This is a genomic window from Buchnera aphidicola (Pterocomma populeum) (assembly GCF_049314985.1).
GTDB classification, from domain to species: Bacteria; Pseudomonadota; Gammaproteobacteria; order Enterobacterales; family Enterobacteriaceae; genus Buchnera; species Buchnera aphidicola_BQ.
This window is the reverse complement of sequence record NZ_CP186013.1, coordinates 499,671-517,278: the sequence shown is the minus strand read 5'-3', so window position 1 is coordinate 517,278 and position 17,608 is coordinate 499,671. Positions and strand designations below refer to the sequence as shown.

Genomic DNA, 17,608 nt, shown 5'->3' with positions numbered 1-17,608 from the left:
TAATAAAAATGTTACTTTAATACTACTAAATAACTTGTTAAATACAAATAAATATTTTTTTAGTTATTATAAATAGAGGTCTATTATGTCATATAGATTAAGACGCACTAAGATAGTTGCTACTGTAGGTCCTTCTACAGATAAAAATAATAATCTTGAAAAAATTATTCGTGCGGGTGTGAATGTTTTAAGATTTAATTTTTCACATGGTTTACCAAACGAGCATAAAAAAAGAGCTTATGAAGCAAAAAAGATTATGAAGAAGTTAAATTGTCATATTGCATTATTAGCTGATTTACAAGGACCAAAAATTAGAATTTCTAAATTTGAAAAAGATTATATTCATTTAAATAAAAATGATTTTTTTGTATTAGATGCTGCGTTAAAAGAAGATAATGGAAATCAAGAGAGAGTTGGTATTGATTACAAGAAATTGCCATCTGATTTAAATATAGATGATATATTATTATTAGATGATGGAAGAATACAGTTAAAAGTAATAAAAGTGAATAAGATAGAGATATTTACTCAAGTTATTGTAGGTGGAATTTTATCTAATAATAAAGGTATTAATAAATTAGGAGGAGGATTATCTGCTGATGCATTAACAGAAAAAGATAAAAAAGATATTATTCTTGCAGCAGATATGGACGTAGATTATTTAGCTGTTTCATTTCCAAGATGTAGTAAAGATTTATATATAGCTAGAAAATTAGCTATGAAAGCAGGTAGTCATGCAAAAATAATTGCTAAAATAGAACGTGCAGAAGCTATCATTAATCAACAAATAATAGAAGATATAATATTAGCATCTGACGTAATTATGATAGCTAGGGGTGATTTAGGTGTAGAAATTGGAGATCCGGAATTAGCTGGTATTCAAAAACAATTAATTAGAACGGCTAGAAAATTAAATAGAATAGTGATTACAGCAACACAAATGATGGAGTCTATGATTACTAATCCATTACCAACTCGAGCTGAAGTAATGGATGTAGCTAATGCTGTATTAGATGGTAGTGATGCTGTCATGCTATCAGCTGAAACAGCATCAGGAGAATATCCTTTAGAAACAGTAATAAATATGGCTAAAGTCTGTCAAGGTGCAGAAAAAGTGCCTAGTATTAATGTTTCTAGACATCGGTTAAATATTAAATTTAATGATATTGAAGAAGCTATTGCTATGTCTGCCATGTATTCTGCTAATCATTTACGAGGTATTTCTGCAATTATTGCTATGACAGAATCAGGTAAAACTGCATTAATGATGTCCCGTATTACATCTGGATTACCTATTTTTGCTTTATCAAAAAATCAAAAAACCCTGAATTTAGCAACTCTGTATAGAGGTGTTATTCCAATATATTTTAATAGTCATAATAGTGGTGTAAAAGCTGCTAATGAAGCTTTAGAGTTATTATATAAAAAAAATTTTTTATTTATTGGTGATTTAGTTATTGTAACTCAAGGTGATATTATGGGAAAAATCGGAAAAACTAATACTAGTAGAATTTTAAAGGTAGAGTTTTAAAAGTAGAATATAATTTTTATTTTTTAATAATATAAAATTTATTTTTTTTATAAAATACTATATCTTTATAAATAAACTTAAATATATATAATAATAATATGAAAATGTTATATTTTTAATTATTATATATTAATAATATTAAATTTATTTTAATTACTGATAAACATAATAAGAGTATATATGCAACTTTATTTAAGACAGTTATGTTAGAATTTATTAAGCTAAAAAATATTTATGTGAATTTTTCTAATCGTTCAATTCTTTCGGATATTTCCATTTCTTTAATTTCTAATCGAATTATTACCTTAATTGGTCCAAATGGTGCTGGAAAATCTACTTTAGTACGTGTGATATTGGGACTGATTCAGCCTAATGCAGGATCAGTTATTATCCATCCAAATATTTCTATTGGTTATGTACCTCAAAAATTATATCTTAATAGATTTTTACCTATTACAGTAGAACGTTTTTTAAAATTGTCTAATAATATTAGTGATATTGATATACAATTAATTTTAAAACGTGTAAAAGTAAAATCATTACAAAAATTTAAACTTCAACAATTGTCTGGTGGAGAAATGCAACGTGTTCTTTTAGCAAAGGCGTTGTTGAAAAAACCAAATTTATTAGTCTTAGATGAACCTACACAGGGTATAGATGTTTCTGGTAGATTATCTTTATATAAATTAATAAATGAAATTAAAGATGAATTAAAATGTTCTATTTTTATGGTATCACATGATTTAAATTTAGTAATGGCAAAAACAGATGAAGTTATATGTTTAAATAATCATATTTGTTGTTCTGGTACTCCAGAAAATATTCTTAAAAATATAGAATTTATTTCTATATTTGGAATTAATCGCTCAAGAGAATTAGCTTTATATCATCACAATCATAACCATTTTCATGAATTTTAAATTTTAGAGTAACTTTGATTATGTTTGAACTAATTCTTCCAGGATGGATAGCTGGAATATTTTTAGCTTTAGCTACTGGTCCTTTAGGTTCTTTAATGCTATGGCGTCGTATGTCATCATTTGGTGATACTTTATCACATTCATCTTTACTTGGATTAGCACTTTCTATTATTTTTGATATTAATCCATTTTATTCTGTATTAATATTTATAGTTTTTCTTTCTATTTTATTAGCTTGGTTAGAAGAAATAGTATTTTTTTCTATAGATACCACATTAAGTATTATATCTCATAGTTCTTTATCACTTGGAATAATTTTTATGAGTTTAATAGCTAAAACTAAAAAAATAGATATTAATAGTTATTTATTTGGTGATTTATTAACTGTAAAAATATCTGATGTTATTATTATCGCGGTAATCAGTATTATAGTAATGAGTATTTTATTAATTTTTTGGAATACGCTTTTATTTACAACTATTAGTGAGGAATTAGCAAAAATAGATGGAATTAATTTATACTACAGTCGTTTGATTATGTTATTAACAACAGCTTTAACAATTTCTATGGCTATTAAATTTGTTGGCGCATTATTAATTACTTCTTTATTAATTATTCCACCAGCAACATCTCAATATTTTTCTAATTCTCCAGAAAAAATAGTTTTTATTTCGATAATAATTAGTATTCTGTCTATAACAGGTGGTATTTTTTTATCAGTATTTTACAATATACCAACCAGCCCGTCTATTGTGTTATTTTGTTCTTTTTTTTTCTTGCTAAGTTATATTAAAAAATATGTTTTATTTGTTATCAATTATTTTTATACCTAATTCTTTTAATATATCTTTTTGTAATACACTTGGTGAATTAGTCATGGGACATATTGCAGAAGTTGTTTTAGGAAATGCAATTACATCTCTAATATTTTTACTATTAGTTAATAACATAACAATTCTATCTAAACCTAAAGCAATTCCTGCATGTGGAGGAGCTCCATATTGTAGTGCTTCAAGTAAAAATCCAAATTTTTCTATTTGTACACTTCTTGAAATTCCAATTAAATCAAAAATTTTTTCTTGTATTTTATGATCATGTATTCGTACTGATCCACCTCCAATTTCATATCCATTAATAACTAAATCATAACTATCAGAAATAGATTTTTCTGGTGTATTGTAAAATGTTTTTATATTTTTTTTATGAATTGCTGTAAATGGGTGATGCATAGAAGACAAGTTACCTTCTTTTTCTTTCATAAAAAGAGGAAAATTAATAATCCAAACTGGTTTCCACGTTAACATTTCCGTAATTTTTAAATCTTCTCCTAATTTTAAACGCAATGTGCTCATGGCTTTGTTTACTATTTCTATTTTATCTGCGATAAAAAATAATATATCTCCATTTTTAGCTTTTGTTTTATTAATTATTTTTATTAATATATTATCGTTTAAAATTTTTTTTATAGAAGTATCAATACCTTGACATCCTAATTCTATTTTTTTTATTTTTATATAAAATAGTTTTTTTACACCATATTGTTTAATATAAGAAGTATAATAATCAATTTTTTTACGACTTAAATAATTTCCTTGAGAAATGCATAATAATGCTATGCGTGTATTATCTTTATTATTAATTTCAAAAAATAAAATATGTTTTTTTTCAATAAATATATTGGATATATCGATAATTTTTATGGGATTACGTAAATCTGGTTTATCTGTCCCGTAATCATTCATAGATTCTTCATATGAAAGAATAGGAAATTTATTTAATTTAACATTTATTATTTTTAACCAAATCGATATAATTAATTTTTCTATAAATTTACGTATTTTAATAGAATTTATAAACGAGATTTCAATATCAATTTGTGTAAATTCTGGTTGTCTATCAGAACGTAAGTCTTCATCACGAAAACATTTAACTATTTGATAATATCGATCAATTCCAGAAATCATTAATAATTGTTTAAATAATTGTGGAGATTGAGGTAAGGCGTAAAATTTTCCAGGATAATTTCGACTTGGTACTAAATAGTCTCTTGCTCCTTCTGGTGTAGATTTAGTTAATATAGGTGTTTCAATATCTAAAAATTTGTTTTTTTGCATAATATTTCTAATTAAATGGGTAATTGCACTTCTTGTCTGAATGTTTTTTAATATTTCAGAACGACGTAAATATAAATAACGATATTTTAGATTGATATCTAAATCTTTATTTTCATTTATATAACTAATAGGTATAGGATTTGATTTATTAAAAATTTTTAATTTATGTACTAATATTTCGATATTTCCAGTTTTTAATTTTATATTATTATTTTTTGGTAATCTTTCTTGTACAATACCTATAATTTGAATGCAAAATTCATGTCGAAGTACTACAGCTTTTTTAAAAAGAACACTATTATTTGATTCAAAAATAATTTGTACAATACCAGTCCAATCTCTTATATCAATAAAAATAAATTTACCAAGATTACGTATTTTATGCACCCAACCAGATAATTTTACTATTTTTTTTAAATGAGTAATTCGAATATCACCACAATATTGACTTCGCATATAATTCCTGTGTTTTAATTATTATATGATAATTAATAAAAATCACACTATGAATATAAAATTATATTATTTATAATCGTAAGTATAAAATATATTTATTTATTTCATTTAATATTATTAAAAATTTTTAGTAAACTTTATTATTAAAATATATCTAAATATTTTCTAAAAATAATATTCTGATATAATAACTTTTTTTATGTTAAATATTATTTATTTATAACTTAATAGTTTATAAAATATTAAATAAATTCATAAGTATTACCATCTATGCTTATAGTATTTATACTAGATACAATAAAAATTATCGACTTCTAAAAATAATTCTGCCTTTTGTTAAATCATATGATGTTAATTCAACAGTAACTTTATCGCCTGTTAAAATTCTAATATAATTTTTTCTCATTTTTCCTGAAATATGAGCAGTAATAATATGTTTATTTTCTAATTCTACACGAAACATTGTATTGGGCAATGTGTCTATTACTATTCCTTGCATTTCAATATTTTCTTCTTTAGCCATAATTTTCTCTTTTATAAATAAAACATTGATATTATAAATATTTAAAAAATATTATCTTATTATTATAAATAATACTAGTCATTTTGACTAGTATCTAACTGATATAAAAATATTAAATTCTATTAAGATAATAAATTTAGATATCGTTCACTATCTAAAGCAGCCATACAACCGCTAGCAGAAGAAGTAATAGCTTGTCTATATACATGATCTATGACATCACCAGCCGCAAAAACGCCTGGAATACTAGTTTGAGTACAGTTTCCATGTTCACTATAAATAATTTTAATATAGTTATCTTTCATTTGTAATTGATTAACAAATATACTTGTATTTGGTATATATCCAATTGCAATAAATAATCCTGATACCATTATTTTAAATTTTTTTTGACTAGATAATATTTTTTCTTTAATTAACAAACTGGTTACACCAGAAGAATCGCCTAATATTTTATTTACAGTACAATTTAAATGTAAAATAACTTTTTTTTCTTCAATTTTTTTCATTAATCGATTAATTAAAATTTTTTCAGCACTAAAATGCATTCTACGGTGAATTAAATGTATTTTTTGCACAAAGTTTGATAAATATAAAGTTTCTTCTAAAGCTGTATTACCACCACCTACTACGGCTATTTCTTTATTTTTGTAAAAAAAACCATCACATACAGCACATGTTGATACACCTTTACCTTTAAATTGATTTTCTGAATTAATTCCTAAATAACGAGGATTAGCACCAGTAGCAATAATTAATGCATCACATGTATATTCATTCTTTTCTCCTAATAAATAAAAAGGTTTTTTAGATAATTTAACTGAAATAATATGGTCTGATAATATCATTATATTTAATTTTATTGCTTGTTTATGCATGCGATCCATCAATGTTGAACCAGTTATTACATCAATTTCACCAGGCCAATTTTCAATTTCATTAGTATTAATTAGCTGTCCACCAGGATTATTTCCAGTAATTAAAATTGGATTTAAATTAGCTCTTGCTGCATATATAGATGCTGTATATCCTGCCGGTCCTGATCCTAAAATAATAATTTTATTATGTATTTTCTTTTTCAAGTATTTTATAATCCTTTTATTATTGAAATTATTTTGATATAAAAAAATTTTATACTATATTATTAACAATTTATAAAATTTATTTAAATATATATTATTCTTTTCAAGAATATATATTAAATGCATAATAAAAATAATAAAATTATTATTTTAATAAAATTAAAATACTTTTTTATAATATTATTAACATAATATCTAATATATAAAGACTTGTTTTAATATATAAATAATTAATATATTATAATTTTTATTAAACTAATTATATATTAAAAATAATTTTTATTTTTTAAAATCAATTCAATTATTGATATAAATATGTATTTATTAAAAATATTTTAATAAAATATATACTAATTTTTAAAAATATAAAATTGTCATTCATCATTGAAAAGATAAAATACTATGTTAAATCCTGATTTATTGCGTAATGACTTAAATGTAGTTGCTAAAAAATTATTAAAAAAAGGATTTGAGCTAGATATTAAAACAATATCTTCTCTTGAAAAAAAACGAAAAATACTTCAAATTAAAACAGAAAATTTACAATATCATCATAATGCTTTATCAAATTTAGTTAGAAATGCAAAAAATATTAAATGTAAAGATGATGTATTAAAGCAAAAAGTTATACAATCAAATAAAAATTTAAATATATCTAAAATAGAACTAAATATATTAAAAGAAAAAATTTACAATTTTTCTATGCTTTTGCCAAATATTCCATTTGATGATGTGCCAGAAGGAATTAATGCTTCTGATAATAAAGTAATTCAATATTGGGGTCAAAAAAAAAAATATAATTTTATAGTTAAAGATCATATAGAAATAGGAAAAAAATATAATGGACTTGATTGGAAATCTGCAGCAAAAATGTCTGGTTCTAGATTTGTAGTTATAAAAGGACAAATTGCTCTCTTACACCGTGCATTAAGTCAATTTATGCTAGATTTACATACTAATAATCATGGTTATGTAGAAATGTATGTTCCTTATTTAGTTAACTCTCATGCACTATATGGTACAGGACAATTACCAAAATTTAGTGATGATTTATTTCATTTTGCGCCTGAAGAAAAAAATAAATATATTTTAATACCAACAGGAGAGGTGCCTTTAACTAACTTAGTTTGTGATCAAATTATAGATGAAAATCAATTACCTATTATGTTAACCGCACATACTCCTTGTTTTCGATCAGAAGCATCTTCATATGGACGTGATACAAAAGGTTTAATCCGATTACATCAATTTGATAAAGTAGAATTAGTTCAAATTATTCAACCAGAAAAATCTATGGAAGCACTAGAAAATTTAACATATCATGCAGAAAAAGTTTTACAACTATTAGATCTTCCATATCGAAAAATACTTTTATGCACAGGAGATATGAGTTTTTCTGCAGCAAAAACATATGATTTAGAAGTTTGGTTTCCATCACAAAATAAATATAAAGAAGTGTCTTCTTGTTCTAATATGAGTGATTTTCAATCTCGAAGAATGAAATCTAGATATCGTAATCATATAACAAAGAAAAATTGTTTTTTACATACTTTAAATGGTTCTGGATTAGCTATTGGAAGAACATTAGCGGCAATATTAGAAAATTATCAGTGTTCTGATGGACGTGTAGAAATTCCAAAAATACTACAAAAAAAATATATGAAAAATTTAGAATTTATTAATTAATATAATATATTAAATATCAATTTTTTTAAAATATTTAAAAAAATCAATATTGGTGAACTTATGAATGCAGTATATAATTTTAGTGCTGGTCCAGCAATGCTACCACAAGAAGTTCTTTCAAAAGCAAAAAAAGAGTTAAAAAATTGGAATCAATTAGGTTTATCTGTAATGGAAATTAGTCATCGCAGTGAAGAATTTATTCAGATTGCATTAGAAGCAGAAAAAGATTTAAGAGATTTATTAAATATTCCAGAATCATATAAAATATTATTTTGCCAAGGCGGTGCAAGAGGTCAATTTTCTGCTGTTCCTATGAATTTATCAAATAATATTAAAAGTGCAGATTATATTAACAGTGGATATTGGTCACAATGCGCAGAAAAAGAAGCTAAAAAATATTGTAGTGTTAAAAGTATCAATATTAAAAAAAAAAATAATAATAATATTTCTTTATTACCTTGTTCTGAATGGAATATTAGTAAATTATCAGAATATATTCATTACTGCCCTAATGAAACTATGCATGGAATAGCTATACATGAAGAACCAGTGTTTAATAAAAAGATTATTATTGGTGATTTTTCATCTGTGATTTTATCACGTTGTATTAATATTACAAATTATGATCTTATTTATGCAGGAGCACAAAAAAATATTGGTCCTGCAGGTATGACTATTATTATTATTAAAGAAAAATTATTACATCATTCTAATGTTATTACACCTTCTATTCTTAATTATAAAATTTTATCAACTTATAATTCGATGTATAATACACCACCGACATTTTCGTGGTATCTTTCTGGATTAGTATTTAAATGGTTAAAAAAACAAGGAGGAATTAAAAAAATAGAACAAAAAAATGAAATTAAATCTAATTTATTATATAAAACCATAGATCATAGTAATTTTTATACTAATAATATTGATAAAAATAATAGATCTAAAATGAATATTGTATTTAATCTAATTGATGAAAAATTAAACGATCTTTTTTTAAGAAAAGCACATGAACATGGTTTATTTTTTTTAAAAGGTCATTCTTTAGTAGGTGGAATGAGAGCATCTATTTATAATGCTATGCCTATACTAGGAGTAAAAAATTTAGTAAAATTTATGTTATATTTTGAAAAAAAATATGGATGAAAAAATTGTATTTAAAAATATTTTAATATTAATTTAATAGAGTATATAATTTATTATGGAAGAATCTTTAAGTTTAAAGCCAATTTCTTATGTAAATGGAACGGTATATTTACCAGGATCTAAAAGTATTTCTAATAGAGCTTTGCTTATTTCTGCAATGGCAAAAGGTGTTACTATATTAGAAAATTTATTAGATAGTCATGATACTCAATATATGTTGCTTGCTTTAAAAAAAATAGGTATTAATTATTCTCTTTCAAATGATAAACATACTTGTCATATTGAAGGTATTGGAAAACCTTTTCATTTATCAAAAGAAATATCATTATTTTTAGGAAACGCAGGCACTGCTATTCGCCCTTTACTTGCAGCATTATCTTTAAAAAGTAATAATGTCATATTAAGTGGAGATGACAGGATGCATGAAAGACCGATTAAACATCTGATAAATGCTCTTAGACAAGGAGGGGCAATCATAAATTATAATAAAAATATTGGATATCCACCAGTTTATACAAAAGGTGGTTTTATAGGAGGTAATATTTTTTTAAATGGTAGTATTTCTAGTCAATTTTTAACATCTTTATTAATCAGTGCACCATTAGCTATTAAAGATACAACTATTTTTATCAAAGGATGTTTAGTATCAAAACCATATATTGATATTACTATACACTTAATGCAATCTTTTGGTATTTATATTACGCACGATAATTATTCTGTTTTTTATATTAAAGGTCATCAACAGTATCAATCACCCGGTAATTATTGGATAGAAGGAGATGCGTCATCTGCTTCTTATTTTTTAGCTGCTGCAGCAATTAAAGGAGGTTCAGTTAAGGTAATAGGAGTAGGTAAAAAAAGTATACAAGGTGATATTCAATTTGCTAATATTCTTCAAAAAATGGGTGCATTAATTAAATGGAATAATCATTCTATTACTTGTACTAGAAATAATTTGTATTCTATAAATTTAGATTTAAATCATATTCCTGATACAGCTATGACTGTTGCTATGGTAGCTCTTTTTGCTAAAGGTACAAGTATTATTCGTAATATATATAATTGGCGAGTAAAAGAAACAGATCGTTTATCAGCAATGGCAATAGAATTAAGAAAAATTGGTGCTATTATTAAAGAAGGAAAAGATTTTTTATCCATTACCCCGCCTATATCATTTCATTATGCAGATATTAAAACTTATAATGATCACCGGATGGCTATGTGTTTTTCACTTATTTCATTATCTACAAGTGGTATTAACATATTGAATCCAAAGTGTATCAATAAAACTTTTCCATATTATTTTCAAGATTTTTTATCAATTAGCACTATGAATTAATTTAAATTATTAATATTTTAATTATAAAAAAGATTACTATGAAAAAATTACCTCCTGTTATTACTATTGATGGACCTAGTGGTGCAGGAAAAAGCACACTGTGTAAAGCAATAGCAAATAAATTAAAATGGATTTCATTAGAATCTGGTTTAATTTATCGAGTAATTGCTTTTATAGCTCTAAAAAATAATATTTTTATTACTGAAAAAAATATTATTCCCATTGTAAAAAAATTAGATATTTCTTCAATAAATAAAATAAATAAAAATATTTTAAAAAATACAAAAAATAATAATTATCTTACAAGTTCTCAAAAAATTAGTCATATTGCTTCAGAATTATCTATATATCCTTACATAAGAAAAATATTGTTAAAAAAACAAAAATTATTACGAAATTTTCCCGGTTTAGTAGCAGAAGGTCGTGATATGGGAACAGTAGTATTTCCAAAAGCTACTCTTAAATTTTTCCTTAATGCTAGTTTAGAATGTCGTGTGCAAAGAAGAATGTTAGAACTACAAAAGTACAGATTTAATATTAGCTATAAAAAATTATTTAGAGAAATGAAAAATCGAGATGATAAAGATCAAAATCGATTAATTTCTCCTTTATACCCGTCAAAAAATGCTATAATATTAGATTCCACTAATGTTAGTTTTTTAGAAATAATTAATATTTCTATGATGCATATACTAAAAAAAATAAATTAAATATTTTTAATATCACTTTTTATAATAGGATTATTATAAGATATATTCAAAACAACCTCATTTTAGCATGAAGCCAAAATAGATGTTATATAAAATTTTTCTGAAATTATTAATATGAATGAATCTTTTGCTCAATTATTTGAAGAATCTCTTAAAGAAATTAAAACACGACCAGGTTCTATTATTCGAGGAGTGATTGTATCAATAGAAAAAGATATTGTTTTAGTTGATGCAGGCCTCAAATCTGAATCTTCTATTCCAATTGAACAATTTAAAAATCCTCAAGGTTTATTAGATATCAAGGTAGGTGACCAAATTGATGTAGCTCTAGATGCTATCGAAGATGGTTTTGGTGAAACTTTATTATCTCGTGAAAAAGCAAAACGCCATGAAGCATGGTTAATATTAGAAAAAGCTCATGAACAAGAAGAAACAGTTACTGGAATTATCAATGGAAAAGTTAAAGGCGGTTTTACTGTTGAATTAAATGATATACGCGCTTTTTTACCAGGTTCTTTAGTTGATATTCGACCTATTCGAGAAACTATTCATTTAGAAGGAAAAGAATTAGAATTTAAAGTTATTAAATTAGATCAAAAACGCAATAATGTTGTTGTATCGCGCAGAGCTGTAATTGAATCAGAAAATAGTGCAGAACGTGATCAATTATTAGAAAATTTACAAGAAGGCATTCATGTTAAAGGAATTGTTAAAAATTTAACTGATTATGGCGCTTTTGTTGATTTAGGTGGAGTAGACGGGTTATTACATATTACTGATATGGCATGGAAAAGAGTTAAACATCCTAGTGAAATAGTTAGTGTTGGTGATGAAATTAATGTTAAAATTTTAAAATTTGATCGAGAAAGAACTCGTGTTTCTCTAGGATTAAAACAATTAGGTGAAGATCCTTGGATAGAGATTTCAAAACGTTATCCAGAATCAACTAAATTAAGTGGTAGAGTAACTAATTTAACAGATTATGGTTGTTTTGTAGAAATTGAAGAGGGAGTAGAAGGACTTGTTCATGTTTCTGAAATGGATTGGACTAATAAAAATATTCACCCTTCTAAAGTTGTTAATGTGAATGATAAAGTTGAAGTCATGGTATTAGATATCGATGAAGATCGTCGTCGTATTTCTTTAGGTTTAAAACAATGTAAAATAAACCCATGGCAAAAATTTTCAGAAACACATAATAAAGGTGTTCATGTTTCTGGAAAAATAAAATCTATTACAGATTTTGGTATTTTTATTGGATTAAATGGTGGTATTGATGGATTAGTACATTTATCTGATATTTCTTGGATAAAATCCGGAGAAGAAGTAGTTAAAAAATATAAAAAAGGAGAAGAAATATCAGCTGTTGTACTACAAGTAGACGCAGAAAGAGAACGTATTTCATTGGGAATTAAACAGTTAGAAGAAGATCCTCTGAATACCTATATCTCTATTTTTAATAAATCAGAAATTATTCATGCAAAAATAAAATCATTAGATCATAAAAAAATTATAGTATCTTTATCTAAAGAAATAGAAGGTCAGATAAAATTATCTGAAATAACTCATATTTCTGAAAAAGATATTTTAAATAAAATAAAAATTGGTGATGATATTTCAGTAAAAATATTAAGTATTGATCGTAAAAATAGGACTATTAATTTAACTATTCATATTGTTGAAGATAATAAGAAAAAAGATTTCTCTGATAAAAAAAATAATGATGAATCTTTTTCTAATGCAATGTCAGAAGCGTTTAAAGCAGCTAAAAATACTGAATAATTATATTTTTTAAGAAAATATGTTTTATATTAATTATAATTTTAATAATATTAAATATATGTATTTAGAGGATGTATGACAAAATCAGAATTATTCGAAAGAATTACTGCAAAAAATACTTATCTTTCAGATAAAATAGTAGAATATGCTATACAAGAAATTCTAGAACATATGTCTATAGCATTAGCAAAAGGAAAGCGAATTGATATTCGTGGATTCGGTAGTTTTTCATTGCATTATAGAGCTTCTCGTATTGGAAGAAATCCAAAAACTGGAAAAAAAATACAATTAATTGAAAAATATGTACCCTATTTTAAACCAGGAAAACAATTGCGTAATCGAGCTAATGTTTATAAATAGAGAATATATTTTTATATAGAACAATAGAAACTAAGTTTTCATATAATTACATTATAAACAAAACTTAGTTTCTAAAAAAATCATTTATTTAAAATAATATATTACGGTAAATATATGAAAAAATTTTTAATAATTGCTAATTGGAAGTTAAATAATACAAAAGATAATATTTCTGAATTTTTAAAATATTTAAATATATATTTATTAGATAATAATCAAAAAAATATTATTTCAATTGCTCCTTCTTTTATATATTTAGAAAAATTATCTAGAGAAATAAAATATAAAAATTTTTTTATTACTGCACAAAATGTAGATATTAATTTACAAGGAGCATTTACTGGTGAAATTTCGGTATTAATGTTAAAGGATATTGGTGTACAATATGTCATTTTAGGACATTCAGAAAGGCGTATTTTGCATCATGAAAATAATAATATTATTGCTAAAAAATTTTCTTTGGTTAAAAAGTATCATTTAACTCCTATATTATGCATAGGTGAAACTGAAAAAGAGAAAAAACTTAATAAAACATATGAAATATTAAAAAATCAAATTAATTCTATTTTTGAAATTTGTGGAACGGAATCTTTTCGTAATACAGTCATAGCATATGAACCAATATGGGCAATTGGAACAGGTAAATCAGCTGATATAGAATATGTTCAAAAAATTCATAAATTTATTAAAAACTACATTATACAATATGATCATCTTAGTTTAGATAGTCTTATGATTCAGTATGGTGGATCTATTACTTCTCTTAATGCTAGAGAGTTTTTAGAACAAATGGATGTAGATGGTTTATTAATTGGAACAGCATCATTACAATATAAAGAATTTTTAAAAATTGTAAAAATATCTAATAATATTTATTAAATATTGCTTTTTTTATTTTCTATGATAAATGTATTATATAACCATCCACCTAAATTAATACCAATAATAGAGCCGATAGTGGGAATTAAAAAAAATAGAATATTATTTATATCTTTCAGACATACTAAATTACTTATTCCTATAAAAATTAAAAAAAGTTTTGGTCCAATATCTCGTGCTGGATTAAGAGTAATATTATGTGAAAAACCTACAGATATATTAATAGCTAATATTAAAATACCTATTAATAATGGAGAAATTAGTTCATAATATAAAAAATATTTTTTTTTGTTGTTTAAAGTCATCAAAAATATCATAAAAATAGAAGAAGTAATAATTTCTAAAGAAAAATTATATAAAAAAAAAGTATTTTTATGAAAAGATGGAATAAAAACAGAAATAATATTAATATTTTTTTTTAAAATAGGAATAATTGGATGTATATTATTAAATGAAATAAACATTTTATAGTAGAAATAATATATCAACATTGTAAAGAAAAAAGATCCAGATATTTGAGAAAAAATATATGGTAATACTTTTTTTTTGTTAAATTTAGAAGATAACCATAAAAATAGTGTAATAGCTGGATTTAAATGCGCGCCAGATATTGAAGAGCTTAAATAAATAGATAGAGATACACCGATTCCCCAAATACAACTAACATCCCAATAATTTAAATTAGAATTTGTTAAGCATGAAGATATTGTAGCTCCAAATCCAAAAAACATTATTAAACCAGTTCCTAAAAATTCTGCAATACACTGTTGAACTATATTATTTTTATCGTAGATTTTCATTATGATTATACCTACTATAACTTTATATATTGGATATATATTAATAAAATTTATATAATACAAAAAATATAATGAACAAAAATTTTATAGTATAAAATATATTAAAGGCCGGAAAAAAAACCGGCATTAATTTTATATATTTAAAATAATTTTTTAGCAGTAATTAACCAATCTTTCTTAAAATTTCGTTTCATATTTTGTAATGCATATTGAATATCATGAAAAACCATTTTTTCGTTTTGAATACCTACACACTTTCCTTTATATCCTTGAAGCAATAATTCTACAGAATATGCACCCATTCTTGAAGCTAAAATACGATCATATACTACTGGTGCACCACCTCTTTGAATATGACCGAGAATAGTTGCTCTAGTTTCTCGATTTGTTTCCTTTTCAATATATTGAGCTAATTTTTCTACATCACAAATATATTCTGTTATTGCTACAATGGCATGTTTTTTTCCTTTTTTAATACCAGCTTTAATTTCCATTACTAATTCTTCTTGTATATATTTTACTTCGGGTAAGACAATAAATTCACAGCCTCCAGCAATAGCAGCGGCTAATGTAAGATCTCCGCAATATCTACCCATGACTTCTACAATAGAAATTCTTTGATGAGAAGAAGATGTATCTCGTAACCGATCAATTGCTTCAACAACTGTTTCTAATGCCGTAAAATAACCAATTGTATAGTCAGTTCCAGCAACATCATTATCGATAGTACCAGGAATACTAATACATGGAAGTCCAATTTGAGTTAATTTTTGAGCTCCAATATACGATCCATCACCTCCAATAACAATAAGTGCATCTATATTTCTTTTTTTTGCATTTTTTACAGCAACAGTACGAATTTCATCATTACAAAATTTTGAAAATCGTGCTGATCCTAAAAAAGTTCCACCACGGTTAATCATATCTGATACACTATATCGATCTAACTTTATCATTCTATTTTCATATAAACCTAGATATCCATCATAAACTCCAAAAACTTCTAATTTTTCACTCAGAGCTGTTCTTACTACTCCTCGAATAGCAGCATTCATACCTGGAGCATCTCCACCACTGGTTAATACTCCAATTTTTTTAATCATTTTTGCCTCTATAAGTAACAATCAAAAAATTATATGTTTTGTATTATAATAAAAATATTATTTTTTTTAATATATAAGAATATATTTAAAATAAAAAATTATTTTAAATATAATGTTGTTCTTAAGTATTTTAGGAATTTAAAAATAAATTTTTAAACAATATATTTTTATTTTGAATAGTTATATTATATTTTAATAAAAGATAGTAATCTTATATATAATAGTAAAAATAATATAAATTTTGAAAAAATATATTTATATTATTTTTATACTTTTATGTTAAAAAATAGTATTTTTGTGCAATTAATTCTTTATTAAATTCTAATATAATTGGTATAGCAGTAGGAATATTTAATTTTTCAATATTATTACTATCAATTTTTTTCAGATATTGTATTAATGCACGTAAAGAATTTCCATGCGCTACAATAAGAATTTTTTTATTTTTTTTTAATTGGGGTAAAATTATTTTTTTCCAATATGGAATTACTCTTTTTACTGTCAGTTCTAAACTTTCTCCTACTGGAATATTTTTTACATCTAAATGAGAATATCGTATATCATAACCAGGAAAACGAATGTCTGTTTTTTGAATTTTTGGTGGAATAGCATAAAAACTTCTTCTCCATGCTATAACTTTTTTTTCCCCATATTTTAACATTGTTTCATCTTTATTTAATCCCTCTAATGCACCATAATGTCTTTCATTCAAGCGCCAAGTTTTTTTAACTGGTAGCCATGTTTGATTTAAATTACACATTACATTCCATAAAGTATTAATTGCTCTTTTTAAGACAGAAGTATGGGCTTCATTAAAAAAAAATTTTTCTTTTTTTAATATTTCAGCGGCATATTGTGCTTCTTTTTTTCCATTTTCTGTTAGTTCGACATCATGCCATCCTGTAAATCTATTTAATTTATTCCAACTACTTTCACCATGTCGAAGAAGAACTATTTTATACATTATGATTTTTTTTCCATATTTATTATAATACTGTTCATAAAAAAATTATATATTATTTTAAATAGTAGAACTATCATTATTTAAAATATCAAGATTTTCTATTCTTCTATTAATATAAATGTAAATAATATATTTTTATTTCATACATAAAAGTACAGTAATAAAAATATAAAACTGTACTTTTAAAAAATATTTATATTGTAATAGTTT

At 24.1% G+C, this 17,608-nt stretch carries 16 protein-coding genes; 10 read left to right on the top strand and 6 right to left on the bottom strand.

Annotated elements, in window-relative coordinates; translation table 11 throughout:
• Nucleotides 1-85: 85 nt before the first annotated feature.
• The 3 genes from pyk (at nt 86) to znuB (ending at nt 3,284) form a co-directional block, all read left to right on the top strand.
• Nucleotides 86-1,531 carry a pyruvate kinase gene (pyk, locus tag ACOI1G_RS02550; RefSeq protein ID WP_422667240.1) on the top strand — a complete coding sequence of 482 codons (1,446 nt, stop codon included), beginning with the start codon at nt 86-88 and terminating at the stop codon, nt 1,529-1,531.
• Nucleotides 1,532-1,734: 203 nt separating this feature from the next.
• On the top strand, nt 1,735-2,451 hold the full coding sequence (znuC, locus tag ACOI1G_RS02545) for a zinc ABC transporter ATP-binding protein ZnuC (RefSeq protein WP_422667239.1): 717 nt from the start codon (nt 1,735-1,737) through the stop codon (nt 2,449-2,451).
• 20 nt (nt 2,452-2,471) lie between these two features.
• Nucleotides 2,472-3,284: a zinc ABC transporter permease subunit ZnuB gene (znuB, locus tag ACOI1G_RS02540; protein WP_422667238.1), complete on the top strand. Its 813-nt coding sequence runs from the start codon at nt 2,472-2,474 to the stop codon at nt 3,282-3,284.
• On the opposite strand, the gene aspS is transcribed toward znuB, so the two are convergent.
• The 3 genes from aspS to trxB form a co-directional block, all read right to left on the bottom strand.
• On the bottom strand, nt 3,255-5,021 hold the full coding sequence (gene aspS / locus ACOI1G_RS02535) for an aspartate--tRNA ligase (RefSeq protein WP_422667237.1): 1,767 nt from the start codon (nt 5,019-5,021) through the stop codon (nt 3,255-3,257). The two genes, znuB and aspS, sit on opposite strands and share 30 nt — an antisense overlap.
• Before the next feature lie 304 nt (nt 5,022-5,325).
• The gene (gene infA, locus ACOI1G_RS02530; protein WP_422667236.1) at nt 5,326-5,544 is read right to left on the bottom strand and encodes a translation initiation factor IF-1; all 219 of its coding nucleotides are present in this window, start codon (nt 5,542-5,544) and stop codon (nt 5,326-5,328) included.
• A 122-nt stretch (nt 5,545-5,666) separates the two neighbouring features.
• Nucleotides 5,667-6,626 carry a thioredoxin-disulfide reductase gene (gene trxB, locus ACOI1G_RS02525; protein ID WP_422667235.1) on the bottom strand — a complete coding sequence of 320 codons (960 nt, stop codon included), beginning with the start codon at nt 6,624-6,626 and terminating at the stop codon, nt 5,667-5,669.
• A 402-nt stretch (nt 6,627-7,028) separates the two neighbouring features.
• On the opposite strand from trxB, the gene serS reads away from it, so the two are divergent.
• The 7 genes from serS to tpiA all read left to right on the top strand — a co-directional run bounded on the left by serS (nt 7,029) and on the right by tpiA (nt 14,531).
• A complete protein-coding gene (gene serS, locus ACOI1G_RS02520; protein WP_422667234.1) occupies nt 7,029-8,312 on the top strand; it encodes a serine--tRNA ligase in 1,284 nt (427 codons plus the stop codon).
• A 60-nt stretch (nt 8,313-8,372) separates the two neighbouring features.
• A complete protein-coding gene (serC, locus tag ACOI1G_RS02515; RefSeq protein WP_422667233.1) occupies nt 8,373-9,458 on the top strand; it encodes a 3-phosphoserine/phosphohydroxythreonine transaminase in 1,086 nt (361 codons plus the stop codon).
• 55 nt (nt 9,459-9,513) lie between these two features.
• On the top strand, nt 9,514-10,800 hold the full coding sequence (gene aroA / locus ACOI1G_RS02510; RefSeq protein WP_422667232.1) for a 3-phosphoshikimate 1-carboxyvinyltransferase: 1,287 nt from the start codon (nt 9,514-9,516) through the stop codon (nt 10,798-10,800).
• Nucleotides 10,801-10,838: 38 nt separating this feature from the next.
• The gene (gene cmk, locus ACOI1G_RS02505; RefSeq protein ID WP_422667231.1) at nt 10,839-11,510 is read left to right on the top strand and encodes a (d)CMP kinase; all 672 of its coding nucleotides are present in this window, start codon (nt 10,839-10,841) and stop codon (nt 11,508-11,510) included.
• A gap of 114 nt (nt 11,511-11,624) precedes the next feature.
• Nucleotides 11,625-13,292, top strand: a complete 1,668-nt coding sequence (rpsA, locus tag ACOI1G_RS02500; RefSeq protein WP_422667230.1) for a 30S ribosomal protein S1 — start codon at nt 11,625-11,627, stop codon at nt 13,290-13,292.
• Between the two features lie 75 nt (nt 13,293-13,367).
• Nucleotides 13,368-13,652 carry an integration host factor subunit beta gene (gene ihfB, locus ACOI1G_RS02495; protein WP_422667229.1) on the top strand — a complete coding sequence of 95 codons (285 nt, stop codon included), beginning with the start codon at nt 13,368-13,370 and terminating at the stop codon, nt 13,650-13,652.
• Nucleotides 13,653-13,766: 114 nt separating this feature from the next.
• Nucleotides 13,767-14,531: a triose-phosphate isomerase gene (gene tpiA, locus ACOI1G_RS02490; RefSeq protein WP_422667228.1), complete on the top strand. Its 765-nt coding sequence runs from the start codon at nt 13,767-13,769 to the stop codon at nt 14,529-14,531.
• Here tpiA and ACOI1G_RS02485 read toward each other — a convergent pair.
• From ACOI1G_RS02485 to gpmA, 3 genes are all read right to left on the bottom strand, one after another.
• Nucleotides 14,528-15,331 (bottom strand): MIP/aquaporin family protein, encoded by an 804-nt coding sequence (locus ACOI1G_RS02485; protein WP_422667227.1) that lies wholly within the window; start codon nt 15,329-15,331, stop codon nt 14,528-14,530. The two genes, tpiA and ACOI1G_RS02485, sit on opposite strands and share 4 nt — an antisense overlap.
• Before the next feature lie 140 nt (nt 15,332-15,471).
• A complete protein-coding gene (gene pfkA / locus ACOI1G_RS02480; RefSeq protein ID WP_422667226.1) occupies nt 15,472-16,434 on the bottom strand; it encodes a 6-phosphofructokinase in 963 nt (320 codons plus the stop codon).
• Nucleotides 16,435-16,708: 274 nt separating this feature from the next.
• On the bottom strand, nt 16,709-17,404 hold the full coding sequence (gpmA, locus tag ACOI1G_RS02475; RefSeq protein WP_422667603.1) for a 2,3-diphosphoglycerate-dependent phosphoglycerate mutase: 696 nt from the start codon (nt 17,402-17,404) through the stop codon (nt 16,709-16,711).
• Nucleotides 17,405-17,608 lie beyond the last annotated feature (204 nt).

What these genes read in the sequence shown, in the direction of transcription:
- pyk (WP_422667240.1), top strand. Translation starts at nt 86, where the DNA reads ATGTCATATAGATTAAGACGCACTAAGATAGTTGCTACTGTAGGTCCT.
- znuC (WP_422667239.1), top strand. Translation starts at nt 1,735, where the DNA reads ATGTTAGAATTTATTAAGCTAAAAAATATTTATGTGAATTTTTCTAAT.
- znuB (WP_422667238.1), top strand. Translation starts at nt 2,472, where the DNA reads ATGTTTGAACTAATTCTTCCAGGATGGATAGCTGGAATATTTTTAGCT.
- aspS (WP_422667237.1), bottom strand. Translation starts at nt 5,021, where the DNA reads ATGCGAAGTCAATATTGTGGTGATATTCGAATTACTCATTTAAAAAAA.
- infA (WP_422667236.1), bottom strand. Translation starts at nt 5,544, where the DNA reads ATGGCTAAAGAAGAAAATATTGAAATGCAAGGAATAGTAATAGACACA.
- serS (WP_422667234.1), top strand. Translation starts at nt 7,029, where the DNA reads ATGTTAAATCCTGATTTATTGCGTAATGACTTAAATGTAGTTGCTAAA.
- serC (WP_422667233.1), top strand. Translation starts at nt 8,373, where the DNA reads ATGAATGCAGTATATAATTTTAGTGCTGGTCCAGCAATGCTACCACAA.
- aroA (WP_422667232.1), top strand. Translation starts at nt 9,514, where the DNA reads ATGGAAGAATCTTTAAGTTTAAAGCCAATTTCTTATGTAAATGGAACG.
- cmk (WP_422667231.1), top strand. Translation starts at nt 10,839, where the DNA reads ATGAAAAAATTACCTCCTGTTATTACTATTGATGGACCTAGTGGTGCA.
- rpsA (WP_422667230.1), top strand. Translation starts at nt 11,625, where the DNA reads ATGAATGAATCTTTTGCTCAATTATTTGAAGAATCTCTTAAAGAAATT.
- ihfB (WP_422667229.1), top strand. Translation starts at nt 13,368, where the DNA reads ATGACAAAATCAGAATTATTCGAAAGAATTACTGCAAAAAATACTTAT.
- tpiA (WP_422667228.1), top strand. Translation starts at nt 13,767, where the DNA reads ATGAAAAAATTTTTAATAATTGCTAATTGGAAGTTAAATAATACAAAA.
- ACOI1G_RS02485 (WP_422667227.1), bottom strand. Translation starts at nt 15,331, where the DNA reads ATGAAAATCTACGATAAAAATAATATAGTTCAACAGTGTATTGCAGAA.
- pfkA (WP_422667226.1), bottom strand. Translation starts at nt 16,434, where the DNA reads ATGATTAAAAAAATTGGAGTATTAACCAGTGGTGGAGATGCTCCAGGT.